We start from the raw sequence: 22,926 nt of genomic DNA on the forward strand, positions 1-22,926 counted from the left end.
ATGGCTGCAGTCAAACAAGGCCTGGATTTCCGCAAGAGCCTGCTGGATGCCGTGCTGGCCGGGCTGATCGCCCTGATCGTGTTCGGCCCCATAGTCGGGGTGGTGCTCGACGGCTACAGCTTCAACCTGCAACCCCAGCGCCTCGGCGCGGTGATCGGCGTGGTCATGCTCGGCCGCCTGCTGCTCAGCCTGTACCTGCAGAGCAGTCGCGGGGTGGCGCTGCTGGCGCGCTTCGAGAGCAACGCCTCGGGCGTGCACGTGCGGCCGCCGGACTACCAGTCTCGGCTGCGCTGGATCATCCCGCTGCTGCTGGTGGTGGCGCTGATCTTCCCGTTCTTCGCCAGCAAGTACCTGCTCACCGTGGTCATCCTCGGCCTGATCTACGTGCTGCTGGGCCTGGGCCTGAACATCGTGGTCGGCCTGGCCGGGCTGCTCGACCTCGGCTACGTGGCGTTCTACGCCATCGGCGCCTACGGCCTGGCGCTGGGCTACCAGTACCTCGGCCTGGGCTTCTGGACGGTGCTGCCGCTGGCGGCGCTGCTGGCCGCGCTGGCCGGGGCGCTGCTGGGCTTCCCGGTGCTGCGCATGCACGGCGATTACCTGGCCATCGTCACCCTCGGCTTCGGCGAGATCATCCGCCTGGTGCTCAACAACTGGCTGAGCTTCACCGGCGGGCCGAACGGCATGTCGGTGCCGGCGCCGACCTTGTTCGGCCTGGAGTTCGGTCGCCGCGCCAAGGATGGCGGGGTGCCGTTCCACGAGTTCTTCGGCGTGGCCTACAACCCCAACCTGAAGTTCCTGTTCATCTACGCGGTGCTGTTCTTGGTGGTGATGCTGGTGCTCTACATCAAACACCGCCTCACCCGCATGCCGGTCGGCCGCGCCTGGGAAGCGCTGCGCGAGGACGAGATCGCCTGCCGCGCCATGGGCCTCAACCACGTGCTGGTGAAGCTCTCGGCGTTCATGATCGGCGCATCGACCGCCGGCCTGGCCGGGGTGTTCTTCGCCAGCTATCAGGGCTTCGTCAATCCGTCGTCCTTCACCTTCTTCGAGTCGGCGCTGATCCTCGCCATCGTCGTGCTCGGCGGCATGGGTTCGACGGTGGGGGTGGTGATCGCCGCCTTCGTGTTGACCGTGGCGCCGGAGCTGCTGCGCAGCTTCGCCGACTACCGGGTGCTGCTGTTCGGCATGCTCATGGTGCTGATGATGATCTGGCGCCCGCGCGGGCTGATCCGCATAAGCCGTACTGGTGTCACGCCGCGCAAGGGGGTGGCGCCATGAGCGACGAGATGATCCTCAGGGTCGACCACCTGATGATGCACTTCGGCGGCATCAAGGCGCTAAACGACGTCAGCCTGCAGGTCAGGCGCCACTCCATCTCGGCGCTGATCGGCCCCAACGGCGCCGGCAAGACCACGGTGTTCAACTGCCTGACCGGCTTCTACCAGGCCACCGGCGGCAGCATCCGCCTGCATGCTCGCGGCACCGTCACCGACGTGATCCAGGTGCTCGGCGAGCCGTTCCAGCCCAGCGACTTCGTGGCCCCGGCCAAGTTGGCCAGCCGCCTCTGGTACAAGATGTTCGGCGGCACCCACCTGGTCAACCGCGCCGGTCTGGCGCGCACCTTCCAGAACATCCGCCTGTTCAAGGAAATGTCGGTGGTGGAGAACCTGCTGGTGGCCCAGCACATGTGGGTCAACCGCAGCCTGCTGGCCGGCGTGTTCAACACCCGCGCCTATCGCCAGGCTGAAGAGAACGCGCTCAACCATGCCTTCTACTGGTTGGAGGTGGTGGACCTGGTGGACTGCGCCAACCGCCTGGCCGGCGAGCTGTCCTACGGCCAGCAGCGCCGCCTGGAGATCGCCCGGGCCATGTGCACTCGGCCGCAGCTGATCTGCCTGGACGAACCGGCCGCCGGCCTCAACCCGGCGGAAACCGAGGCGCTCAGCCGGATCATCCGCAAGCTGCGCGACGAGCACGAGATGACCGTACTGCTGATCGAACACGACATGGGCATGGTGATGAGCATTTCCGACCACATCGTCGTGCTCGACCACGGCGTGGTGATCGCCGAGGGCGGACCGGCGCAGATCCGCCACGACCCGAAAGTGATCGCCGCCTACCTAGGCGCGGACGAGGAGGAGCTGGCATGAGCGAGCCGATCCTCGAACTGAAGGAAGTCGACGTCCATTACGGGGTGATCCAGGCGCTGAAGAAGGTCAGCCTGCATATCGACGAAGGCGAGACGGTGAGCCTGATCGGCTCCAACGGCGCCGGCAAGTCCACCCTGCTGATGTCGATCTTCGGCCAGCCGCGGGCCTCGGCCGGGCAGATCCTGTTCCGTGGCACCGACATCACCCACAAGTCCTCGCACTACGTCGCCTCCAACGGCGTGGCACAGGCGCCGGAAGGGCGCCGGGTGTTCCCCGACATGAGCGTGGAAGAAAACCTGCTGATGGGCACCATCCCGATCGGCATGCAGCATGCCCAGGAAGACATGCAGCGCATGTTCGAGCTGTTCCCGGTGCTCAAGGAACGGCGCAACCAGCGCGCCATGACCATGTCCGGCGGCGAGCAGCAGATGCTCGCCATCGCCCGCGCGCTGATGAGCCGGCCCAAGCTGCTGCTGCTCGACGAGCCGTCGCTGGGCCTGGCGCCGATCGTGGTCAAGCAGATTTTCCAGACCCTGCGCGAGCTGGCCAGCACCGGCATGACCATCTTCCTGGTGGAGCAGAATGCCAACCACGCGCTGCGCCTGTCGGATCGCGCCTACGTGATGGTCACCGGCGAAATCCGCCTGAGCGGCACCGGCGAGGAACTGCTGGGCAACCAGGAGGTGCGCAACGCCTATCTGGGCGGGCACTGAGTCATCGCGACAAACAAAAAGGGCATCCCGTGGGATGCCCTTTTGGTTTTTCATGATCGGCGTAGGTTGTGCTTGAGCGCAGCGAAGTCCAACGTAGCCAGCGCCTGGCCCTGATTGTTGGGCTTCGGCGCTGCGCGCCTCAACCCAACCTACACAATCACGCCCTGGCTGCGCAGGTAGTCATCGTAGGTTCCGCTGAAGTCGGTCACGCCGTTGTCGCTCAGCTCGATGATGCGGGTGGCCAGGGAGCCGACGAACTCGCGGTCGTGGCTGACGAAGATCAGCGTGCCCGGGTAGTTTTCCAGCGCCAGGTTGAGCGCCTCGATGGATTCCATGTCCAGGTGGTTAGTCGGTTCGTCCATCACCAGCACGTTGGGCTTCTGCAGGATCAGCTTGCCGAACAGCATGCGGCCCTGTTCACCACCGGAAATTACCTTCACCGACTTCTGGATCTCGTCGTTGGAGAACAGCATGCGCCCGAGGGTGCCGCGGATGGTCTGCTCGCCCTGGGTCCACTGGCCCATCCAGTCGAACAGGCTGACGTCGTCTTCGAAGTCATGGGCATGGTCCTGGGCGTAGTAGCCCACCTCGGCACTCTCGGTCCACTTCACCGAGCCGGCATCCGGGGCCAGTTCGCCGACCAGAGTGCGCAGCAGGGTGGTCTTGCCGATGCCGTTGGGGCCGATGATGGCCACGCGCTCGCCGGCTTCGACGGTGAAGCTGAAGTTCTTGAACAGCACCTTGTCGTCGAAGGCCTTGGACAGCTTCTCGATGGTTACGGCCTGGCGGTGCAGCTTCTTGTTCTGCTCGAAGCGGATGAACGGGCTGACGCGGCTGGACGGCTTGACCTCGGCCAGCTGGATCTTGTCGATCTGCTTGGCGCGGCTGGTGGCCTGCTTGGCCTTGGAGGCGTTGGCCGAGAAGCGGCTGACGAAGGTCTGCAGTTCGGCGATCTGCGCCTTCTTCTTGGCGTTGTCCGACAGCAGTTGCTCGCGTGACTGGGTCGCGGCGGTCATGTACTCGTCGTAGTTGCCCGGGAACAGGCGCAGTTCGCCGTAGTCCAGGTCGGCCATATGGGTACAGACCGAGTTGAGGAAGTGGCGGTCGTGGGAAATGATGATCATGGTGCTGTTACGCGCCGTGAGGATGTTTTCCAGCCAGCGGATGGTATTGATGTCCAGGTGGTTGGTCGGCTCGTCCAGCAGCAGTACGTCCGGGTCGGAGAACAGCGCCTGGGCCAGCAGCACGCGCAGCTTCCAGCCGGGAGCGACTTCGCTCATCGGGCCGAAGTGCTGCTCCAGCGGAATGCCCAGGCCCAGCAGCAGTTCGCCGGCGCGGGATTCGGCGGTGTAGCCGTCCATTTCGGCGAACTCGCCTTCCAGCTCGCCCACCTTCATGCCGTCTTCTTCGCTCATTTCCGCCAGCGAGTAGATGCGGTCGCGCTCGGCCTTGACCTTCCACAGCTCCTCGTGGCCCATGATCACGGTGTCGATCACGTTGAATTCTTCGTAGGCGAACTGGTCCTGGCGCAGCTTGCCCAGGCGCACGTTCGGTTCCAGCATCACCTGGCCGCCGGAGGGTTCCAGATCGCCGCCGAGAATCTTCATGAAGGTCGACTTGCCGCAGCCGTTGGCGCCGATCAGGCCGTAGCGGTTGCCGTTGCCGAACTTGACGGAAACGTTCTCGAACAGCGGCTTGGCGCCGAACTGCATGGTGATGTTGGCTGTGGAAATCAAGAGGCTCTATCTCGCGGGTTTCAAAGGTATGCGGTTACGCTTGGGGCACTTTTGGGGCAAAAGTTAGTTTTTCCATCTCTGCCCAGTCACTCGCGCCATCCAGCCAACGGGCGTACCGAGTCAGTAGGATCTGAATCGAATGGCCGAGCTGCTTGGCGATGAATGCGGGCTTCATGCCAGCCATCAAGCACATGGTTGCGTAAGTGTGGCGCGCATTGTACGGGGGTCGGTAGCGAATACCCAGTGCCTTTAGGGTCGGTCGCCACTGATGATGCAGGTCACTCGTCTGTTGGATGTACTCTGCGTTCTTGCTCGGGGGGAAGCAGTAGGGGAAATCGGTAATCCTGCCTTTGCCCTTGGATCGTCGCTCGGAATACGCCTTGGCGACCTGTAAAGCATGAAGGGCGCGGTCATTGAGCAGCACGTACCGATTCTTCTTGGTCTTGGTGCGCTCGGCGATCTGCTTTTTCACGACCGTGCGGCAGACATGGGCCATCCGCTTATCGAAATTGACCTCTTCCCATCGGAGAGCTGCTATTTCGCCCGGGCGCATGCCGGAGTAGAAGGAAAATTCGAAGAAGGCGGCGTATATCTGGCTTGGCCAGTGATCGGTGGCGTACAGCTTCGCGATGATCCGGTCAGCTTCCTCCTGGGTGAAGGGGTCGATCTTGGCATCCTTGCGCTCGGGTATATCCAGCTCCTCCATGGGGTTCAGCGTGATCAGCTTGTCGCTGACTGCTGACGCCAGAATGGTGCCCAGCTTCGACATCGCATTGGCCTTCACGCCGTCGGACGTCCAGGGGATCTGCACCACCAGCTCACGCATGAGCGCGGTGGTTAGGTTCTGCAGGGGAGTGGTTGCCAGGTAGGGCATCCACCACACGTTGAGCACCGACTTGTAGTTGTCGCGGGTGCCTTCGGTGATGGAGCGGCTATCCAGCCAGACCTGGGCGTACTGACCGAATCCACGGGAGACGCTCGATATAGCGTTGGGGGAGTTGGGGAAAAGCTCGGAGTACTTCAGTTCGTCGAAGACCCCGAGCTTGAGCAGCTGCGCTACTTGATCGCGTAGACGGGATGCAGCTGCGATACCCGCCTGCGTGGCGGGGTACGGGAGGGATTCAGAGCAGCGCTTACCGTTCCATTTGAATCGGATGCGGAGGGTTTCGCCCCGTAACTCAACGCCTCTGGGGAGACCCACAGACTTTCTTGCCATTCGTCGTATCTCCTGACGCTATACCAAATGCGGCTGCCGATTTTTTTCCATACCCCCTCGGGGATCTGCCCGCGGGCGCGGCGAGCTTCCAGGGATCTGGCGGTTGTGCCGAGGCGCTCGGCCATTTGTTTCTCGGACAGCTTGTCCAGGGGCTGCGCGATTTCTGCTGCAGACATGGGGCTACCTCAGCCGGCCAGCGGCCGGCATTGAATGTTGGCGGTGGGGAAGGTGGACTGCGAGGCCCGGCTAGGGCCCAGCAGGTGGGGTGGGTGGTGTTGGCGGCGTGCACCGTAGGCAGGTGCAGCGCCCGATACGGTCGCCGGTAGTCCGGCAGATCGTGGGTCGGTTCATAGGTTTTCTCGTTGCGGGTAGTTCAGCCAGGCCGAGACGTAAGCGGCTCTGGCCCACATGGGCCAGCTCCGGCGGCGGTGGCGTGCGAAGAAGAGCGCGCGCCCGGCCTGGGCGTCCATCCAGCCCAGCCAGGCGAAGTAGCGTTTGCCGGTGAAGGGTCTTTTCATGGGCCTATTCCCACCCGTGCAGGTAGGCAGGCTCGGTCAGAGCGGCCAGTTCCTGGCGCAGTGTCTGCTCCAAGGTGATGACCTTGCCCTCGTCCTGATCGAAGGCCTCGGTATTGTCGAGCACCTCATCGCTGACCAGTTCTACGTCGCGCTCGTCGAACTCGTCGTGCTGGTATCCGGAGTACTCGCACAGCACAACGATGGCGCCGGCTGGGGTGTAGGCGGCCACGATGTCGTTGTCGCCTACCTGGTAGGCCTTGAGGGTTTCAGTGGGCATGGGGATACCTCGGCAGATATATTTGGGGCTTCGTCTAAGCGAGGAAGTCAGAGTGAAGAGGTCAGGGATGTCAGAGGAGCAGAAGATAGAAGCGCTTAAAAAAGTTCTTGGTGAACCTATTGGCTTCGATATTTCGGATGCAGCATTAAAGGTGAAGCGAAACTTAATGCTGGTTTCTTTGGTGGTTATTGTTCTGGTGCTTGGAGAGCTTAAAACCTCTAGCAAGATTTCAATATTTGGAGTTTCTCTTGACGGAGTGACACCAGATAAGATGATGCTCGGTCTGGCTGTGGTTTTAATTTATTCCCTTATTCATTACCTCTGGTATTGCTTCGAGCTAGCGGGCGAATGGTCGCTACGAGTCACAGGCGCCAGGCTCGGCTTCGTTACTGGCGCTCAGTGGGCAGAGGAAGGGATCGACTACCCAGCGGATCCTAAGCAGTCCACCTTGTACACATGGTGGTTGCAAGAAATTAAATCGTTCGCATATTACAAAGATCTTATTGCGAAGGTAGAGGAACATAAGGAGGAAATTGATAAGCGCATTGAAGATATTGTAAAGAATAACAATCCAGGCTCTAACGGGGCGATGGCTTCAAATGCAATAACACAACTAAAGGGGGCTCTTGAACAGGCTAGGTCAAGCGTTTCTAAAGCTGAGTCAATAATTGCTAACCAGAGGATAAATGTATCTCTTGAGCGATTTGATAAGAGATTCGGTTTGGTACTTCGCTCGCAGAACTTGCGAGTTTTGCTGGCCGAGATTCTGTTACCAATCTTCATGGCCGGGTATGCGGGCTTGCTGCTGGCCACTTTCTTCGAGCTGGCTTGATCCTATCTAGCGAGAATTCAGCGCTCACCCGCTGGCCGCGCGTCTGACAAGGATGACGGCCGGGCAGGGTGGCACAATGTCAGCCGTAGATTCCGTAGCTGAAGTCGTCCTGGTCGCAGTCGATCACCAGGCGGGCCTGTCCGAAGTACAGGGCGGCGACCAGGCGCTCAAACGGAGAGTGGTAACGCAGCTCTTTGTTGATCGGGGTTTCGTCCAGCTTGGCAGAATACACCCGACCCACTTCGACTTTGCCAATGTGAGCGCGCCCGCTATCACGCTTCTCTTCAATGCAGATGTGAAGTGCGTTGGCCAGCGCATAGTTTTCACGGCGGCCCCGGCCATGCGAGCTGCGCGTTTCGCGGGACTCCTCCGGCTCCTTGTCGAAGTAGATGTGCAGGTACTCACCATGGGAGGTATCGCCTTCCTCGAAACGGATCTCGGGGGCCTCCCAGTGCTCCTCGGCCGCAGATTCCTTGTGCTCGTCGACGAAGGCGTTGAGTAGCTTGGTGAGGCTGACCTCACCTTCCAGCGGTGCATCCTCCAGAATCTCGGTGATGGCTGCGTTGGCCTTGGCCAGCATGACTTCGCTGACAGCCGTCTCAGCCCAACGAGCCTTCAGGGCTTCGGCTACGAGGGTGTTGTATTTGGCGAGCTCCAGCATGTCGCCGACGTTGGCCGGCAAGGCCGCCTTGAAGGCCTCCTTGAACTCCTTGGTGAAGTCGCCATAGCCGCGGAAGGCATCGGTCACCACTTCCTTGAACATGGCATCCAGGCCGGCGTCGATCAGTTCTTTCGGGCGATCGCTGACAACGTAGGCAGCGACTCGCTCGTTCAGCAGTTGTTGCAGGGTTTTGTTTTCTGTGGACATGACTTCTCCCTCGCCAGTGGCGTGAAAGGTGGGTTGTGGGGTAGTGTGAAGCGAGGCGGTAGAACTGATTGCGCAGGTCGCAACCATTAAGGAGAGTGGGTTGTATCAGCACCAATATTGGATTGAGCTTCAAACGTTGAAGGCTCATGTTTTGTATCTGGAGCTTTATCAACTGAGCTCAGAGGGCTGGGAGCGCCGGATTAATATTTTCCTCGCTGTAATGTCATCAGCGAGCATCGGTGGTTGGGCGATATGGAAGCAGTGGTCATTTGTTTGGGGGCTTCTGATAGCAGTCTCACAAGTTGCCTCTGTTGTGTACAAGTATTTGCCATTCAAGTCCCGGATAAAGCCTATCAGTAAAGCTGCGCTGGAGCTGTCAGCGTTAGCTGATGCCGCCGAGAAAGTGTGGTTTGACGTTGCAGGTGGGCATTTAACTGAGCGCCAGATTCATGAGAAGCGGTTTGCAGTGCGCAAGGCAAAAAATAGAATTATGCGGGCTAACTTCGGAGGGGTGGTGCTACCAGAAAACAAGCGTCTAATGAATAAGGCTGAACAGCAAATGCGTACTTACTTTATTAATGTTTTCCCGGAGCTAAATTAATGAGCGACAAACCTACTAGTCAGCGTCCACAACAGGACAGCACTCGCGTTCAAAACAATGACCGTCAACTACCGCCAGTAAGCAATACCCTTCCGATGCCGAAGGTTACTCCGCCCAAAAAGGGCTAGCCTATACAGAACCCGCCGGCCGCGCATCGGGCAAGGATGACGGCCGGGCAGGGTGGTTTACTGTTGCGCCTGCTCTGCCACGCTCAGGGCCACCGCCACCGGGCGCACCCAGATCGGCATGCTGTTGAGCATGAAGGTCTCGCCGGCCCGGGCCAGCAGCAGGGTGGTGCCCATGACATCGGCGATGGCCTCGGCAGCGTGTGGCGGCACAGCATTGCCGATCTGCTCGCTCCACTCTTTGTCGCTCATGCCGTCGAGGACCAGCTGCTCCTCCGGCTCCACCAGGCTCTGCAGTGCAGCCTTCTCCAGTGTCGTGAACGGGCGGTGCCAGGTGCCGTCGAGGCTGCGGATGATGCAGGTCAGGCGCTCATTGGCTGCCGGGATGCGAGGGTCGGCGACACTGAATCGTCCACTGTCGTAGCGCGAGCTGGCGGCGATAGCGCCAGAGTGCTGGTCGAAAGGGATGACGCCGTAGTGGCCGCCGGTCAGGTAGTTGTCTCCCTTGCCGCGATGCAGGATGCGCGGGTCTGCTACCGATTGCTGACCACCCTGGACGCCCTTGCCTCCGGCGATGATGGTGCCGGCCGGCCGGTCGAACGGGACCACCCGGTAGTTGCCGCTGTGGCGATTCCAGTTCGGCCGCGGGTCAGCAACGCTGAAGGTGCCTTGTCCTGGCATGGTCTGCCCGGGGATGGTCGGCGCTGATTCGTCCCACTGGATGACGCCGAATTGCTGGCCATGATTCCAGTTTGCGGCCTGGCGGTAGCGCGGATCGGCAACCGAAAACGCGCCGTTGGTGGGGCCGCTGCGTCCGGCGATGGTCCCGGTAGTGTCTTCCCAGCCATGCACGCCCAGGTAACCACTGTGGTACTCCGGCACGATGATCAGGTCGCGTAGATAGCCATCCTCGATCGCCAGTTCGTTGAGGCTGCGCCAGTCGCTACCTTTGCGCACCAGGGCCAGGCGCACCCAGGTCTGCCAGTGCAGGGACGGCACGCGGTGCATTGGGCCGCCGAGATCGGTGTCGCCAGGCAGAGGCATGCGGCCGAGGATGTCGCCGACGGCGCGGAGGGTCTTCTTCTCTGGCTCGTACAGGAACGGCGGGACTTGCTCGACGTGACGGGCTACCAGCAGGAAGCGCTTGCGCGACTGTGCCAGGCCGCCCAGCTCGCCGCAGTCGTGGGTGGTCTCGGCGACGGCATAGCCGTAGTGGCTGAGCAAGCTGCCGATCTGGTCCAGCAGGTGCCGGCCACGGGTGGCCAGCCGCGGGACGTTCTCGAAGGCGATCAGCGGTACCGGATCATCGGCCCAGGCCTCGCCCATCAGCCAGACACAGCGCAGAGTCAGTTCATTCAGGGCCTGGTACTTGGCTGTTTTCGCCCGCTCCTCGGAGAGCAGGCCGCTTGCGCCCTTGCAAGGGCTGCTGATGAACACGCAATCCGGGCGCTTGCCGCCAGCGGCGCGGCGCACGTCCTCGGGTGTTGCTTCGCGCCAGTCCGCCGGTGGCTCCTTGCCGTGGAAGCGGATGTACTGGTCGCGGGTGAACAGGTCGATTTGGGACCCAGGCACGCCGGCCAGCTTGGCGAAGTTGCGCAGGGCGCCCGGGACGACATCGATACCGCCAAGGCACTGCCACTCGGCCTGGACGTTGCCAACGCGAGGGCGAGAACGATTGAAGCCTTTGGCGCCGCCGCCCAGGCCGCAGCAGAAGTGAAAGTGGTAAAGGGTTTCCTTGATCATGCAGCTGGTTCCTGTTCGTCAGCATCCAGCGAGCGGCCGTCGTAGCAGCCGCCGCACTGTGGGGGATTGGGGAAGTCCTGCTGGCGCAGGAAGAAGGCGGCGGGGTCGTTAGCTTCTGCTTCGTCGACAAGCTCGATGAAGTCGCCCCAGTTCAGCTTCCGGCCGAGGCCGTTGATCGACTTCAGGTTGCCGGCGTCCTTTGCCGTGGTTTCGATGTTCAGGGCGCGGATCAGCAGCTCTGGATGTTCCATGCGGAGCTGCAGGATCTCGGGCTTGGTCATCGACGGGCAGAAGAAGCACGACGATTTGCCCGGTTGCGGCAAGCCGGCGGTGGTAATGGCGGCAACACACTCCTCGCGCCCCCAGCCCCATTCCAGTAATGGGTAGCGATAGCTGTACTTGTCATCCTCGGGGATAGCGGCGCGGTGAGGCTCGTCAAGGTCGTAGCCAATCAGCTTCACCACCTTCTGGCTGTCCGCCCAGGCCGCCTTCGCCGGAGGCCAGTTATTCACCCACTGGTTCTGCGGCTCGATCTTGTATTTGTGAGAGCAGCCCTTGAAGCCGTAGGACAGGCTGGGGAGCATCGCCTTGCGCAGGCAGTCCTCTTCCAGCGTCTCTTGGCGGCCACCTTTCTTGACGGTGACGATGGCTGGATAGCCTTGCTCGACCAGCCACGCGGAAAACATGGCAACGTAGGCATAGGTTCCTGGGCGCTCGCCGCCAGTGTCAGCAAAGAGGATGGCGTCGACGGGTTCGCCGAGCCTGACCATTTCCACCAGCAGGGCGGTGCTGTTTGTGCCGGCGCCGTAGGCGACAACGATGGGGGCGCGGGGTGTCATGCGTACCTCAGAACAGGGCCATCTGCTCGCCCAGGGCGGCTGATAGCGGGGGAATGAAGATCGGGGGTGGTTCCGGCGCCGGCGGCGCGTCGGCCGGGCGCTCGTCCATGGCGCTGCCCAGGGCATAGCCGCGGCGCAGCTTGGGGCCCCAGAGACCGATGACATGGGCCGGGGTGTACCAGTGCTCGCGCTCTTCCAGGGCGAGGGTGTTGCCGAGGATCACCACGGCGGGGATGTGCAGCAGGGAGAGCTGCAGGTAGGCCATGTGCACGGCGCGGGAATCCACGTCCTGGGCCACGACGTGCAGGTGCTTCTGGTAGTTGATCTGCTGGTCTTGCATGGCCTCGGCCAGGGCGATCACCTGGGCGCCGGCGCCTGCCGCGGGCTCGTTCATCCGGATGAAGCCGCGCTGCTCGATGCGCTCGCGCACTTCGGATCCGTCGCCGATGTTCAGCCGGGCCATGAGCTTGCAGAGTTCGTAGGGAGTGAAGAACTGGCCCCGGGCGCTGTTGCCCAGATCCAGCTCGCCGAACACCTTGCCCAGCACGTCGTCGGGGCCGTACTCCAGCGCCAGGACCAGCTCGCCGAGCATCTTGGGAAATAGCTGCTGCTCGTCCGGCTCGTAGCGCTTGATCAGCGCCATGTAGCGGGCCTCGCGTGGCTCGCGCTGGGCCAGGTCCACGCTGTTGGCCATGGCCAAGGCGGCCATCTCGATAAAGTCGCCGAACACCTCCCAGAGGTGGCGGCGCCGGCTGGCCTGATCGAGCAGCTTGATCAGGTTTTTGCGGTGCGCACCCGGATCAATACCGGGCAGCCGTTTGGTTGCTGCGGTCATGGTGTGATCCAGGCAGGGGAATGGTGGCCGCCAGTGGGCGGCGGGTGTTACGCGGGGCGGATGCTGCGGGCGATACGGGCGGTCCGGGTTATGAGCTTCTTCCGCTCCAGGCCTTCGATGCGGTTCTGCATCGCGAAGCCGCGGATGCCGGCCAGCTTGGCCAGCTCCGCGATAGTGGGCGAATAGCCCTTGGTGTTGATGAAGTCACGGATGTGGCCGAGCGTCTCGGCCTGTGGTGTGGTCGGCTCTGTGTTTGCCATCGTTCATCCTTTCGATTTCAACGGGCGCGGGGCGATGCCGTGGCGCGCGACGAACTGCTCGAAGCCGACAGGGCCCAGCCCCAGCTTCCTCCGGAGGCGCTCACCGGATATGCCGGAGTTGGCCAGCGCCTTGGCGCGCTTAGCCAGCTCCTGGTCGCGCTCCTGCAGCTCGCGACGGCTGCCAGGGTGCACGCGGGTAGCAGACGTAGCGCGCTGGCGCAGGTTTCCTTTCGGCTCCGGCTTGCGATCTGTGATTGTCAGCTGCTCGATTTCGCCGCCTTTAGCCAGGTACTCCTCGCTGGCCTTGGCGAGCTGGGCGCGCAGTTGGTCAAGGTGTCGGACCAGGTTCTGCTCGAGCATGTCAGCCTCGCTTCAGTTGTTGCTTGAGCGGAGCTGGCACCTCGCGGATCAGCAGTGTGCTCCGCGCCTCGTCGTACTCGATCTTCGAGCCCAGCAGGTGCGCCTCGAAGCTGATCGATAGGCCCTCGGCGCGGCCGGTGAATCGGCGAAACTGGTTGAGGGTGCGCTTGTCCGCCGGAAATTCCGGCGCCATGCCGTAGTCCAGGTTGCGGATGTGCTCGTAGAAGGCGCGCGGTCGGTCTTCGTCGATCAGGCTGGAGAGTTCCTCCAGGGTGATCGGCTCGCCCAACTTGGCCTGGCTGGTGGCGTAGTCGAGCAGGGCACCGGTCTTGGTCCGCGCCTGGTCTTCTGGTAGGTCTTCGCTCTCGACGAAATCGCTGAAGGCCTTGAGCAGGGTGCGCGTCTCACTCGGCGCGTCGACGCCTTCCTGGCAGCCAATGAAGTCGCGGAAGTAGTCCGATACCCGTTTGCCGTTCTTGCCGCGGATGAACGAGACGTACTGCTTCGACTTCGGGTTGCTCTTCCATTCGCTCAGGTTGATGCGGCTGGCCAGGTGCAACTGCGACAGATCGATATGCTTCGAGGTGGCCATGGCTAGGCCGGTGGTGATGGCCGCCGACTCGGCCTCATGCAGCAGGGCCAGCACCAGGTAGTCGGTCATGCCCTGCTGGTAGTGGGCGATCAGCAGGTGGCCACCGACCGAAAGGTTCGACTCCTCCATCAGCTTCTGCAGGTGTTCAACGGCGTCGTGGCTGAAACAGATGAAAGCCTCGTCGGTATTGTCGGCCAGGTATTTCGATAGCCATCCGCTGAAGGGATAGGCGCCAGACTCTTCGTGGAACAGGCCCCAGGCCTTGCCCTGCTTGGCGTTGTACGCCTCGTTGAAGTCGGCCAGCAGGTTGTCGCGTGCACTGCTCTCGTCCAGGCAGGCATTGGCGACGGTCAGGATGGCAGGGGTGCCATCGGGCTTTTTATGGATTTGATGGATGATGCTGCGGCGGATAGGCATGGCTGCCTCCTGTATGGGTAAGGTGGTCAGATGCCTGCGGGAATTTCTTCACCGCCCAGCGCTTCGATCAGGGCCGGGGTGAAGTCGCGGAAGGTCAGCATCATCAGGGTGAAACTGGCGTCGAGCTGGCTGAGCGTGTCGTCGCCGCCATCTTTCGACGCCTGGTCTTGCAGCAGGCTCTCGAACTTCAGGCGCTTGATCACCAGCTTGTCGTCCAGCACGAACGACAGCTTGTCCTGCCAGGCCAGCGACAGCTCGGTGACCAACTTGCCGGCGGACAGGTGCAATTTCATCTCTTCGGCGGCCAGCTCCTGGCGCTTGGCGCGGATCATGCCGCCGTCTTCGCTGGTGTCGCGCAGTTCGCACTCGTCCAGGAGGAAGAAGTCGGGCGCGGCCTGCTCGGTCCGCATCCAGTCGGTGAAGGTGGCTGTCGGCGCGATCTTCACACTGAGCGGGCGCACCGGCAGCGAGCCGATTACCTCGCGCAGGGTGGACAGCAGGTCTTCGGCCTTCTTCGGGCTGGCGGCGTCCACGAAGATCAGGCCGCGCGCGAGGTCGATCGCGGCAAAGGTGCTGCTCCTGCGGGTGAACGCCCGGGGTAGCAACTCCAGTACGATCTCGTCCTTCAGTTGATCGCGTTCCTTCTTGAACACCTTGCGCTGCTGGTCGGCCTCGATCGCGTCGACCTTTTCTTTCAGCGCGTCGCGCACCACGCTGCCAGGCAGCATGCGCTCCTCGCGGCGGGCGCAGATCAGCAAGCAGCCCGAGCTTTCGTGCACCAGGGGAGCGTCCGGCCCTTTGCCGAACGGGGCGGTAAAGCCGTAGGTGGACAGCTCCTGGCTGGCGCAGGCGCGGGCGAGCTTGTTCGCCAGCGCCACTGCTAGGGCCTGGCAGTCCAGGGCAATTTCTTGGGTAAGGCGGTAGACCAACAGATTGCGGAACCACATGGGCAATATTTCCTAGGGTTTGTTGAGGCGGGACAGCTCGCGCTTGCTCAGCGCGAAGATCTGCCACTCGTAGTCGGCGACGTGTCCGGCGTGCTGCTTTAGCACCCGATCCAGTTCGGTCACGGTTGCAGCTTTCACCTGGCTGTAGCTCATGCGGACATGGCGCCCACGCTCGTCGCGGGGCACCAGGTCGTAGGGATGGGCAGTGCCGTCCTTGGTGATGACGGCGAACCAGATGCGCCAGCGTTGAGGCGCGTTGCAGATGGTGCGAGGGCCAACGATTACCGGCCTGGGGTTGTCGCCGCCGTGCTTGCTATCGAGGTAACGGGCGATCAGCGGCATGGTCAGGCTCTAAAATGGGATGTCGTCGAATTCATCGTCAGGAAGCGGCTGTTGGCCAGTGGTCGGCCGGGCTGCGTTGCGTGCTGGCGCGGGGCTCGACTTGGCCCGGTCGGGCCGGGCGCCGTCAGGTGTGGTGAGCAGAAGCAGTTCGCCTTTCGCGCCGTCCACGATGATTTCGGTGACATAGCGCTTCACCCCATCTTTCTCGTAGTCGCGAGTTTGCAGGCGTCCGACGATGCGGCACTGACTGCCCTGGCGCAGATACTCGCCGGCGATCTCCGCGAGCTTCCCGAAGAAGACCACGCGGTGCCATTCGGTGCGCTCCTGCTGCTGGCCGGTCTGCTTGTCCTTCCAGTAGTCCGTGGTGGCCAGGCGAATGGTGGTTACCGCCGTACCGTTGGGCAGGTAGCGGGTTTCTGGGTCCTGGCCCAGGTTGCCGATCAGTTCGACACGGTTAACTCCGCGAGCCATAAATCAGGACTCCACAGCAGCGTCGAGCGCTTCAGCTTCTGGCATTTCCACGCCCTGCAGGGCGAAGTAGATACGTGCGCATGCCTGGGCATCTGGCATGGCGCGGTGGGCATTCACAAGGTCTTCGCCGGTGAAGTGCTTGTAGGCTTCAGCCAGTGTTGGCAGCTTGCCGAGGCCTACCGGGCCGCGCGACTTGTTGCAGGTGCAGAACTTCTCGGAGCCGTCGCGGAAGGCGTTGGCGCGCTCCTCGTCGAAGTAGCGCATCAGGCCAATACGAACGATCCGGTCATCGAAGGTCGCGTTGTGGGCGACACGAATACCGGCGCGATCGTGGAGGGCCAGAAAGCCCTTGAGGGCGTCGATTTCGCTGATGCCGACTTCCATGGCCATCTCTTGGGTGATGCCGTGGATCTCGGCCAGCTCGTCGGGGATCACCCGGCCGTCTGGTTTTACGATGGCCTGGAAGCTGTCGATCACGGCGCCCTGGGCGCTGTACAAGGTGGCGGCAATTTCAACGATATGCGGTTGATGCTCGGCTTCGCTGGGGTTCTTCCAGTCGGGGATGCCGGTAGTTTCAGTGTCGAATACGACGGCCAATTGGCTCATTTCTCTTTCCTCGGGCAAGCGCTGTCCATCCCGCGCCGACTGGCGCGAGGGTGGTTGGTTTGTTGGAGTGGTTAAGCGGCGGCAGGCACCGGCTCTGCGCGCACGCCTGGTAGTTGCAGGCCCTGGCGTTCGCCATTGGCCAGGCTGTCCAGAGCGGCCTGGTCGATGATCAGCAGATCCTCGGTGCCGTAGCCGGCGGCGATGGCGGCGATCAACGCGCTCTTGTCGGTGACAACGGCATGCCATTGGCGGGTGTCGACCCGTGGCTTGCGGGCAGCGGCTGGCGCGCTGGCGACCGGTGCAGCAGGCTCAACGGCAGCAGGTACAGTCGGAGTAGGCTGTTGACGGGCGGCGCGCTCGCGGGCCATGGCCTCGCGCTCTTCCTGCATCTCCCGCAGCTGGCGGTCCAGCTCTTCCTGTTTGCGGCGCAGCTCAGCTTGCTGTTCTTCCTGCTGGCGAAGCAGCTCAGCGTTCCGCGCTTCCAACGCCTTGCGCTCTTCCTCGGTGGCCTCGAATGCCAGGCGGTCGGTCAGCATCTGTGTCAGCTCGTCGAGGGCTTCCGCACGGGCTGCTACCGCTTCTTTGGTCAGGTCGAAGAAATCGTGCGTCGCATCGATTTCGCCGACGTGATCGAGCATGTGGCTGATCTCGATGCTGCTTCCGCCGCGAACGCGAGCCGGCATTGCCTTGATGGCGTCGACCTTCTGCTGCAGGCGTGCGATGCGCTCCTGGCGCTCGCGCTCTACGCGATCGTCGACCACCTTCTTGGCCGCCTTCATCGGATCTTCCAAGGCCACCAGCTCGGCGGTGATGCGCTTGGCCTCGGCGTCGATGATGGCGCCGGCCTTGAGGTACGGGTCTTTCTCGCGCTTGCGGGCGGCCTCCAGGCTTGTGCGCAGCCCGGTCAGCTCCTTGATGCCGGCCTTGGCCAGCTCGTAGCCGGCCGGCGTTTCGACATCGGGCACAACTGCGTATTTCTGCTTCAGCAGGGCCAGTGCGGCATTTGTGGCGCTGTATTCGGCAACCTCGACGGTGCCTTTTTCCAGGTTGACGTTTTTCAGATTGGTCATGGCGTTATTCCTCGGGGTTGGTAAGTGCGGTCAGGCGGGCGGCGCTGGCTTCGTTGATGCGCGCTTCGATGTTGTCCGGGTTGATCTTCACGACCATGGCTTTGGCGCGTGCCGTCTCCACGATCTTCTTGCGCATCAGCTCCAGAGCTTGAGGAGTAGGGCAGCGATCGAGGGCGCTAATCTGGCGGTTCAGCCAGTCCTTGAATTCGCCTTTCGCCTCGTCCATCACGGTGTCGGTGTCGCCGGCTTCGTCCAGGCGCTTCTTCAGGGCCAGGCCTTCGAGGTAGATCGCGTCCTCGAACATGCCCAGGTACACGTCAGCGCTGAAGCCGAGCAGTGACAGGCATTTCTTGATGGCATCGGTCAGGGACTTCTTCACTGCGTCGAAGTCGGTGCTGATGCCCCACTTGGTCTTCTGCACGTAGGGCGTGTGACCGAACTGAGTGATGCTGCGGCGGGCGCCGCCGTGCAGGTACCAGAGCTTGATCTGCATGGTGTGCATCTGTTCGTGACCGATGACCACCTGGCCGGACTTGTCGAGGATGGGCGCGCCCTGGTCGAAGCGGTCGACCAGAACGTCAAAGCCCCAGCCCTTACCGAGCGGGCCGAACATTTCCGTAGCTCGCTGAATCATGTACATGCCGTTGATCGACGTTACGTCGCGGCCGTCGAAGTGAGCGGTACGGGTGAAATCCTTGTCGGTGGTCTTCACCTGATCCCACAGGGCCAGGTTCTGCTCAGCTTTTGCTTTCGCCATTGCAATGTCCTTACCGCTGGAGCGGTGTTGTAGTTGGTTGTTCGGCGGTGATGTGGCCGGCGATCGCGGCCGGGATGATCAGGGCCGCCAGCCAGAGCAGGGCGCCAGCGGCGGAACCTATCCAGATGCAGCGGCGGCGCTGTTGTGTTCGGGTCATGGCTTGCACTCCGCGGTCAGGTGCGCGGCAGTGGCCGGCACCAGGTTCGGCTTGTTGTCGGGCAGCGCTAGCGCCAGAACGAGGAGGGCCAGCAGGGCGACATCGGTGGTGGTCAGCATGCCGGCACCTCCTTGGCGCGCTGCAGGTGTGCCAGCAGCTCGCGGTTGGTATGGATGCCTTGGGCGGCAAGATGCTGGATTCGGGCGTACAGCTCGTTGAGGTTGCTCATGCAGCACCCCGGAAATCGGCGTCCAGATCGGCCCGCAACATCTCGTCCTCGTCGGCCAGGCGAGACCGGCGCAGCGCCTCCATTTCCATGAACTCGGCGCGCTGGCGGTCGATGCGGCCACCGATCTTCGTCAGCGCCAGGAGCTGGCCGGCGCTGTCGTTCTTGATCAGGGCCAGGGCCAGCTCGCTCAGGTGAGCGGGGTTCAGGTTGTCGGCTGCGTGCTCTGCGTACTGCTCGAGCGTTGCCTGGTCCAGTTCGTCGAGCGCGGCGTGTACCTGCTGCTCGTAGTCGTGCAGGGTTTTCATGACGATTTCCTCGCTGTGCGCGTGCATAGGTCGCGCACCTACCGCCCCCAGACCTTCCGCAAGGTGGGACAGCAAGTGCGCGGCGTATGTAGGCGGGGAAGGGGAGAAAAAGGCCCCGGTGTGAGCGGGGCAATGCCTGATGAGGCTGGATGCGGGGAAACGCATCGGGGAGTGATCGGTTGGCCGGGCAATCCACCGCATACGCGCATGGAGGTGGCCACCCCGCTGTTTGCATCGGCGATCAGCCGATCACTCTCCGATACGCCCTGGCGGGTTTCTCGGGACCGTTTGTGCCGGGGTGGTCAGCCCTGCGAATACCGGATCGGCGTCATGCGTTACCGGGTGGCACCCCCGTGTTAGCGGGCGGGGTTCAGCTGACCGCTTTCAGCGCGCGCTCTGCATCAATGCGCTTCTTGATCTCTTCGCGGTGTACTTCGACGTGTTTCGGCGCGTTGATGCCGATGCGCACCTGGTTGCCTTTCACTTCCAGCACCGTGACGGTGATGTCGTCGCCAACGCAGAGGGTTTCGCCGGTTTTTCGGGTAAGAATCAACATGGTCCTGCTCCTTGGGTGGTTGTCATCCCGCTGCACCCGGTCGCCCAGGTGCAGAAGTGATGCTTTCCGTGCCGGCGTTACACGCCACACCGGCTGGGCGATTACTTGTCAGCTCTCTCGACTGGTTGCAGTAGCGGCCGTTCTTAGGCCCTGCGAGTCCTGGCGGGAGCGCCGCAACCCTCAACCCGTGTCGCGCTTTCTGTGAGGGAGCGCGGGTCACATGGTATCGAGCTGGCCGGTGTCCAGAGCCGGCATGGGCAGTCGTGTTTAACCACCGTCGCTCAGTACGCCAGGAGGCGACTGTCGGGACTGCGGTGGGGTCGGAGTTGTTAAAGAGCGGCGTTGCTGGATAAACAATACCTGCGGGTAATTTTAATGGTCAATACCTATGGGTAAATATATTTCGAGAGAGCACAAAAAAGCCCGCGTTTGCGGGCTTCTGCTTGCGGTGACTCAGTGGGGCCGAAGGCCTGGCCACGCCAGATGCACGGAGCCATCTGCTCGACGGGTCATCGTGACGCTTTCCTCTTCACTGATCTGCTCGAGGAGGCTTTGCCAGTCATTCTCGGATTCATCCTCGCGCTTGGCGATATTGACCTGCCGCTCAAGCTGGGCTCGTGTTGAGGTGATTGCTTGCTGGATACGGCGAGCCAGCAGCTCGAAGGTAGTAAGTTGGTGTGGTACTGCTGCCTTTCTGGCCATGTGGCCCTCCTTTGCTGTATGGATATACAGTATCCATGCAAAGGTAAGGGGATTTCAATATGCAGACCAGTTCACTGCCTGGCTGTAGGAGGGGGCTTTTTCCGCCAAGCCCAAGGAGCCACCGGCTCTGGATCGCGCCAGAGGCCTGTACGCCTGGCCTTCGCCTCACCCTCTTCGAACTCGTAGGCGCCTCGCTCTTCGCGCGGCTGCTCATTTGCATAGCGGCGGAACCACCAGGCCATGCCCGAGGCGAGCTGGGCCCGGCCAGCATCCAGGGTATGACCGCAGCTCGGACAGTCTGCCGGTGCGGCCCAGACAGTACCGATGATGCGCCCCCAGCGGTCACGCTTATCCCACTTCACGGTTACCGGCTTTCCGTAGACCAGATCGGACAGGTTCTGTTTGCTGCGCTGGCCGAATGGCTGCTTCTTCTCCGGCGCATCGATCCCGCGAAGCCGGATCTTTTCGACCTTGCGGCGCTCCGGGTCAAAGCAGGCGAGGGTGTCGCCGTCGGTGATAGCGGTCACTCGGCACTGGAGTGGAGCTGCATTGGCCACCAGCGGCAGGAGGAGCAAGCAGAGCAGGGGGATTCTCACGGGCGCCACCTTGCGGCTCAGTGACCGATTACTCGCTCTTTTGATTAGGCAAGACCTGAGAGCGGCAGAAACTCGCGAGGACCTGGCTTGATCCCTTGGTTTTCGCGTCTGCCATCCGATCTACATAGCACTCTTCCCAGGTGGCTGGGCGGCTGTGGTTCGCAACCATAACGCCGGCAACGAAGGCAAGCAGGGCTGCACCGATGGCAGCTGCAATACCAATGGGCCGTGGAGTCTGCGCAGTCATATCAATCCTTTGGTTGCGAACTTCTTAGAGAACGCCTTTCGGCGCTTTCACGTCGATCACTCGGCCGATGACATCCCACTCATGGTCCATCTCAACCTGGCGGAAATCCTTGTTCAGTGGGACCAGGTATTCCCGCCCGCTGTCGTAGATGTACTGCTTGAAAGTCGTTTCGCCGTCACGGTGCCGGGCGATGTAGAACTTGCCGCTGACCAGATCGAAACCCTCCGGTCGGATCAGGATCGGGGTTCCGTCGGGAAAGCTCGGCGGAGTCTGCGAGGTCATAGACGGACCTTTCACGATCAGCCAATAGCCATGCGGCCCCGCATTCTCGGTAGATGCAAGCCACTCCTCGGCGACACCAGGTGAGTAGACGTCAGGGGAGTGGGCGCGCTCGCCGGCAGCAACCCAGCTGATTACGGGGTACTCGCGGGAGCTGCGAGTAGGCTGCAGGGCAGGGGCGATATTGCTTGGCTCAGACTCGGCCGGTAGCGGCGAGTCGAGCGAGTAGGTGCCCAGCTTGAACGCGACCTCTATCTCGCGCGCGAAGTCTTCGCCGATGTTCTTTCGGCCTTCTTTACCTGGTGGGTAGAGGCATCTGGAGATGTAGTCAGCCTGCTTGCCGAGGCGCTTGGCGAGTTTGGCTTTAGCCCCACGCTGGGCGACGCCGTACTCCCTGTCCATCAGGGCTTGAAGGTTGGTGCGACGAATTTCGTTCTTATCCATTCGTCAATATTCGCCATTCGTTACTTATGGGTAAATGCTCTGCGGGTATTGCTTAAATGCTTACCTGTGGGTAATCATGTCGGGGATTAGCAGGAGAACCGACATGCGAAACAAGATCACGAATCTCCTTGAGTGGTTGAAGACGGCTGATGACGAGGCTGTCGAGCGCACGGGAACGACGCGCGGATACCTCAAGCAGATTGCCTACGGCAACAAGACCGCGACGCCGCAAACCGCCGTCGCACTCGAGCAGCTGGGAGTTGCCACGCGCAAAGAGTTGCGCCCCGAAGACTGGCGACTGATCTGGCCCGAGCTTGAGCGCGCCGAGCACGAGCAACTTGAAATCCGCCAGGCGAGCTAACTGCGCGTCTGGTGCTACTGCATTCCCCATCCATAACCCCCGAGGAATCCCCAATGGTGAAACTCCGTGAAGACCGCCGGCGGAAGGCCGATGGCACCCATCTGACCGAGACGATCAAGGTTCGCGTGTGCGAATCCGACCACGAGGAGCTGATCGAGTCGGCCAGGCTGAGCCACGCCGAGAACCTGACCGGCTATGCCCGCGACTGCATGTTCATTGGCCACCGCCTGCAGCAGGGCGGACAGCAGGCACAGATTCTCGCCGCGGTCCTGCTCCAGCAGCGCGCCCATGTACTGACCGCGCTGTTCCGTGGTGAGCAGATAGCCCCCGAGCAGCTCAGCAACCTGCTGGCCGGCTTGGCGCAGCAGTCCCTGGCCGAGAGTGTCGGCGAACTGAAAACGGCCTGAAAGGGCCTCGTAGAGGAGGGGACGCGATGCTGTTCTCGAACCAAGTGTGTGATGCGGCTCTGGGCCAGCTCAGCGACAGCGAGCACCAGGCTCTGCAGCAAGAGGCCTTGCGACGTGGCTGCACCGTTGGGCAGGCACTGATGGCCGTTGCCATGGAAAACCTGCAGCAGCAGCTGTACGCGCTGGCCCAGGGTGGGCGGCGTTTGGAGTTGGTGAAGGGGTAACTCGCCAGCCTAGCACAGCGGTTGGGGGCAAATCTTTTTGCCTCGTCCAAAAGACATTGCTGCTCCCAACTGCGAATTTCAGGGCACTTGCCCGGGGGGAATCATGGATCACATCGACAACGCGCTGATTCGTTACGTGCC

At 62.1% G+C, this 22,926-nt stretch carries 32 protein-coding genes; 8 read left to right on the forward strand and 24 right to left on the reverse strand.

Going from position 1 to position 22,926, the window contains the following annotated elements:
• From livM to F3I16_RS15835, 3 genes are read left to right on the forward strand one after another with little or no spacing between them, the layout of a single operon-like run.
• Positions 1-1,281, forward strand: a complete 1,281-nt coding sequence (gene livM, locus F3I16_RS15825; RefSeq protein WP_160494518.1) for a high-affinity branched-chain amino acid ABC transporter permease LivM — start codon at positions 1-3, stop codon at positions 1,279-1,281.
• Entirely contained in the window at positions 1,278-2,153 is an 876-nt protein-coding gene (locus F3I16_RS15830; RefSeq protein ID WP_160494519.1) for an ABC transporter ATP-binding protein, read from the forward strand. Before livM ends, F3I16_RS15830 begins: the two co-directional genes overlap by 4 nt.
• Positions 2,150-2,866, forward strand: a complete 717-nt coding sequence (locus tag F3I16_RS15835) for an ABC transporter ATP-binding protein (RefSeq protein ID WP_160494520.1) — start codon at positions 2,150-2,152, stop codon at positions 2,864-2,866. The genes F3I16_RS15830 and F3I16_RS15835 overlap by 4 nt, the downstream gene beginning before the upstream one ends.
• 149 nt (positions 2,867-3,015) lie before the next feature.
• Here the strand turns inward: F3I16_RS15835 and F3I16_RS15840 are convergent, their stop codons facing one another.
• From F3I16_RS15840 to F3I16_RS15855, 4 genes are all read right to left on the reverse strand, one after another.
• Positions 3,016-4,602 (reverse strand): ABC-F family ATPase, encoded by a 1,587-nt coding sequence (locus F3I16_RS15840; protein WP_160494521.1) that lies wholly within the window; start codon positions 4,600-4,602, stop codon positions 3,016-3,018.
• A 34-nt stretch (positions 4,603-4,636) separates the two neighbouring features.
• Positions 4,637-5,818, reverse strand: a complete 1,182-nt coding sequence (locus tag F3I16_RS15845; protein WP_160494522.1) for a tyrosine-type recombinase/integrase — start codon at positions 5,816-5,818, stop codon at positions 4,637-4,639.
• Positions 5,819-6,165: 347 nt separating this feature from the next.
• Positions 6,166-6,336 (reverse strand): hypothetical protein, encoded by a 171-nt coding sequence (locus F3I16_RS15850; RefSeq protein WP_160494523.1) that lies wholly within the window; start codon positions 6,334-6,336, stop codon positions 6,166-6,168.
• 4 nt (positions 6,337-6,340) lie between these two features.
• Positions 6,341-6,613, reverse strand: coding sequence for a hypothetical protein (locus F3I16_RS15855; RefSeq protein WP_160494524.1), 273 nt, complete (start codon positions 6,611-6,613; stop codon positions 6,341-6,343).
• A gap of 67 nt (positions 6,614-6,680) precedes the next feature.
• Between F3I16_RS15855 and F3I16_RS15860 the strand changes: the two genes are divergently transcribed.
• Positions 6,681-7,445, forward strand: a complete 765-nt coding sequence (locus F3I16_RS15860; RefSeq protein ID WP_160494525.1) for a hypothetical protein — start codon at positions 6,681-6,683, stop codon at positions 7,443-7,445.
• Between the two features lie 79 nt (positions 7,446-7,524).
• Here F3I16_RS15860 and F3I16_RS15865 read toward each other — a convergent pair whose 3' ends face one another.
• A complete protein-coding gene (locus tag F3I16_RS15865; RefSeq protein ID WP_256670196.1) occupies positions 7,525-8,313 on the reverse strand; it encodes a hypothetical protein in 789 nt (262 codons plus the stop codon).
• A 100-nt stretch (positions 8,314-8,413) separates the two neighbouring features.
• Between F3I16_RS15865 and F3I16_RS15870 the strand changes: the two genes are divergently transcribed.
• On the forward strand, positions 8,414-8,914 hold the full coding sequence (locus F3I16_RS15870; RefSeq protein WP_160494526.1) for a hypothetical protein: 501 nt from the start codon (positions 8,414-8,416) through the stop codon (positions 8,912-8,914).
• A 185-nt stretch (positions 8,915-9,099) separates the two neighbouring features.
• On the opposite strand, the gene F3I16_RS15875 is transcribed toward F3I16_RS15870, so the two are convergent.
• From F3I16_RS15875 to F3I16_RS15960, 19 genes are all read right to left on the reverse strand, one after another.
• Positions 9,100-10,782 carry a DNA cytosine methyltransferase gene (locus F3I16_RS15875; protein WP_160494527.1) on the reverse strand — a complete coding sequence of 561 codons (1,683 nt, stop codon included), beginning with the start codon at positions 10,780-10,782 and terminating at the stop codon, positions 9,100-9,102.
• Positions 10,779-11,621 carry a hypothetical protein gene (locus F3I16_RS15880; protein ID WP_178116679.1) on the reverse strand — a complete coding sequence of 281 codons (843 nt, stop codon included), beginning with the start codon at positions 11,619-11,621 and terminating at the stop codon, positions 10,779-10,781. The genes F3I16_RS15875 and F3I16_RS15880 overlap by 4 nt, the downstream gene beginning before the upstream one ends.
• A gap of 7 nt (positions 11,622-11,628) precedes the next feature.
• Positions 11,629-12,456 carry an N-6 DNA methylase gene (locus F3I16_RS15885; RefSeq protein WP_160494528.1) on the reverse strand — a complete coding sequence of 276 codons (828 nt, stop codon included), beginning with the start codon at positions 12,454-12,456 and terminating at the stop codon, positions 11,629-11,631.
• Positions 12,457-12,503: 47 nt separating this feature from the next.
• Positions 12,504-12,716, reverse strand: coding sequence for a LexA family transcriptional regulator (locus tag F3I16_RS15890; RefSeq protein ID WP_160494529.1), 213 nt, complete (start codon positions 12,714-12,716; stop codon positions 12,504-12,506).
• A gap of 3 nt (positions 12,717-12,719) precedes the next feature.
• Positions 12,720-13,076 (reverse strand): hypothetical protein, encoded by a 357-nt coding sequence (locus F3I16_RS15895; RefSeq protein WP_160494530.1) that lies wholly within the window; start codon positions 13,074-13,076, stop codon positions 12,720-12,722.
• A gap of 1 nt (position 13,077) precedes the next feature.
• Positions 13,078-14,085, reverse strand: coding sequence for a nucleoid-associated protein YejK (gene yejK / locus F3I16_RS15900; RefSeq protein WP_160494531.1), 1,008 nt, complete (start codon positions 14,083-14,085; stop codon positions 13,078-13,080).
• A gap of 26 nt (positions 14,086-14,111) precedes the next feature.
• Positions 14,112-15,032: a recombination-associated protein RdgC gene (gene rdgC / locus F3I16_RS15905; RefSeq protein ID WP_160494532.1), complete on the reverse strand. Its 921-nt coding sequence runs from the start codon at positions 15,030-15,032 to the stop codon at positions 14,112-14,114.
• A gap of 12 nt (positions 15,033-15,044) precedes the next feature.
• A complete protein-coding gene (locus F3I16_RS15910) occupies positions 15,045-15,374 on the reverse strand; it encodes a hypothetical protein (protein WP_160494533.1) in 330 nt (109 codons plus the stop codon).
• Positions 15,375-15,383: 9 nt separating this feature from the next.
• Complete coding sequence (gene ssb, locus F3I16_RS15915; protein WP_160494534.1) at positions 15,384-15,845, reverse strand: single-stranded DNA-binding protein; 462 nt, start codon at positions 15,843-15,845, stop codon at positions 15,384-15,386.
• Between the two features lie 3 nt (positions 15,846-15,848).
• Positions 15,849-16,451, reverse strand: a complete 603-nt coding sequence (locus F3I16_RS15920; RefSeq protein ID WP_160494535.1) for a 3'-5' exonuclease — start codon at positions 16,449-16,451, stop codon at positions 15,849-15,851.
• Positions 16,452-16,522: 71 nt separating this feature from the next.
• Positions 16,523-17,521, reverse strand: coding sequence for a hypothetical protein (locus F3I16_RS15925; protein WP_160494536.1), 999 nt, complete (start codon positions 17,519-17,521; stop codon positions 16,523-16,525).
• A 4-nt stretch (positions 17,522-17,525) separates the two neighbouring features.
• The gene (locus F3I16_RS15930; protein ID WP_160494537.1) at positions 17,526-18,278 is read right to left on the reverse strand and encodes a hypothetical protein; all 753 of its coding nucleotides are present in this window, start codon (positions 18,276-18,278) and stop codon (positions 17,526-17,528) included.
• A 10-nt stretch (positions 18,279-18,288) separates the two neighbouring features.
• Positions 18,289-18,435, reverse strand: coding sequence for a hypothetical protein (locus F3I16_RS15935; RefSeq protein WP_160494538.1), 147 nt, complete (start codon positions 18,433-18,435; stop codon positions 18,289-18,291).
• On the reverse strand, positions 18,432-18,554 hold the full coding sequence (locus F3I16_RS21235; RefSeq protein ID WP_256670199.1) for a hypothetical protein: 123 nt from the start codon (positions 18,552-18,554) through the stop codon (positions 18,432-18,434). Before F3I16_RS21235 ends, F3I16_RS15935 begins: the two co-directional genes overlap by 4 nt.
• A gap of 106 nt (positions 18,555-18,660) precedes the next feature.
• Positions 18,661-18,969 (reverse strand): hypothetical protein, encoded by a 309-nt coding sequence (locus F3I16_RS15940; RefSeq protein ID WP_160494539.1) that lies wholly within the window; start codon positions 18,967-18,969, stop codon positions 18,661-18,663.
• A 370-nt stretch (positions 18,970-19,339) separates the two neighbouring features.
• Entirely contained in the window at positions 19,340-19,525 is a 186-nt protein-coding gene (csrA, locus tag F3I16_RS15945; RefSeq protein ID WP_160494540.1) for a carbon storage regulator CsrA, read from the reverse strand.
• Between the two features lie 453 nt (positions 19,526-19,978).
• Positions 19,979-20,227 (reverse strand): DUF1654 domain-containing protein, encoded by a 249-nt coding sequence (locus F3I16_RS15950; RefSeq protein WP_160494541.1) that lies wholly within the window; start codon positions 20,225-20,227, stop codon positions 19,979-19,981.
• Between the two features lie 71 nt (positions 20,228-20,298).
• Positions 20,299-20,823 (reverse strand): thermonuclease family protein, encoded by a 525-nt coding sequence (locus tag F3I16_RS15955; protein ID WP_160494542.1) that lies wholly within the window; start codon positions 20,821-20,823, stop codon positions 20,299-20,301.
• 271 nt (positions 20,824-21,094) lie between these two features.
• Positions 21,095-21,793, reverse strand: a complete 699-nt coding sequence (locus F3I16_RS15960; RefSeq protein WP_160494543.1) for a S24 family peptidase — start codon at positions 21,791-21,793, stop codon at positions 21,095-21,097.
• Between the two features lie 103 nt (positions 21,794-21,896).
• On the opposite strand from F3I16_RS15960, the gene F3I16_RS15965 reads away from it, so the two are divergent.
• From F3I16_RS15965 to F3I16_RS15975, 3 genes are read left to right on the forward strand one after another with little or no spacing between them, the layout of a single operon-like run.
• Positions 21,897-22,154: a hypothetical protein gene (locus F3I16_RS15965; protein ID WP_160494544.1), complete on the forward strand. Its 258-nt coding sequence runs from the start codon at positions 21,897-21,899 to the stop codon at positions 22,152-22,154.
• 53 nt (positions 22,155-22,207) lie between these two features.
• On the forward strand, positions 22,208-22,561 hold the full coding sequence (locus F3I16_RS15970) for a hypothetical protein (protein WP_160494545.1): 354 nt from the start codon (positions 22,208-22,210) through the stop codon (positions 22,559-22,561).
• A 26-nt stretch (positions 22,562-22,587) separates the two neighbouring features.
• Positions 22,588-22,785 carry a hypothetical protein gene (locus tag F3I16_RS15975; RefSeq protein WP_160494546.1) on the forward strand — a complete coding sequence of 66 codons (198 nt, stop codon included), beginning with the start codon at positions 22,588-22,590 and terminating at the stop codon, positions 22,783-22,785.
• Positions 22,786-22,926 lie beyond the last annotated feature (141 nt).

Origin of the sequence: Pseudomonas sp. L-22-4S-12 (genome assembly GCF_009799935.1) — a bacterium.
Classification (GTDB): Bacteria; Pseudomonadota; Gammaproteobacteria; order Pseudomonadales; family Pseudomonadaceae; genus Aquipseudomonas.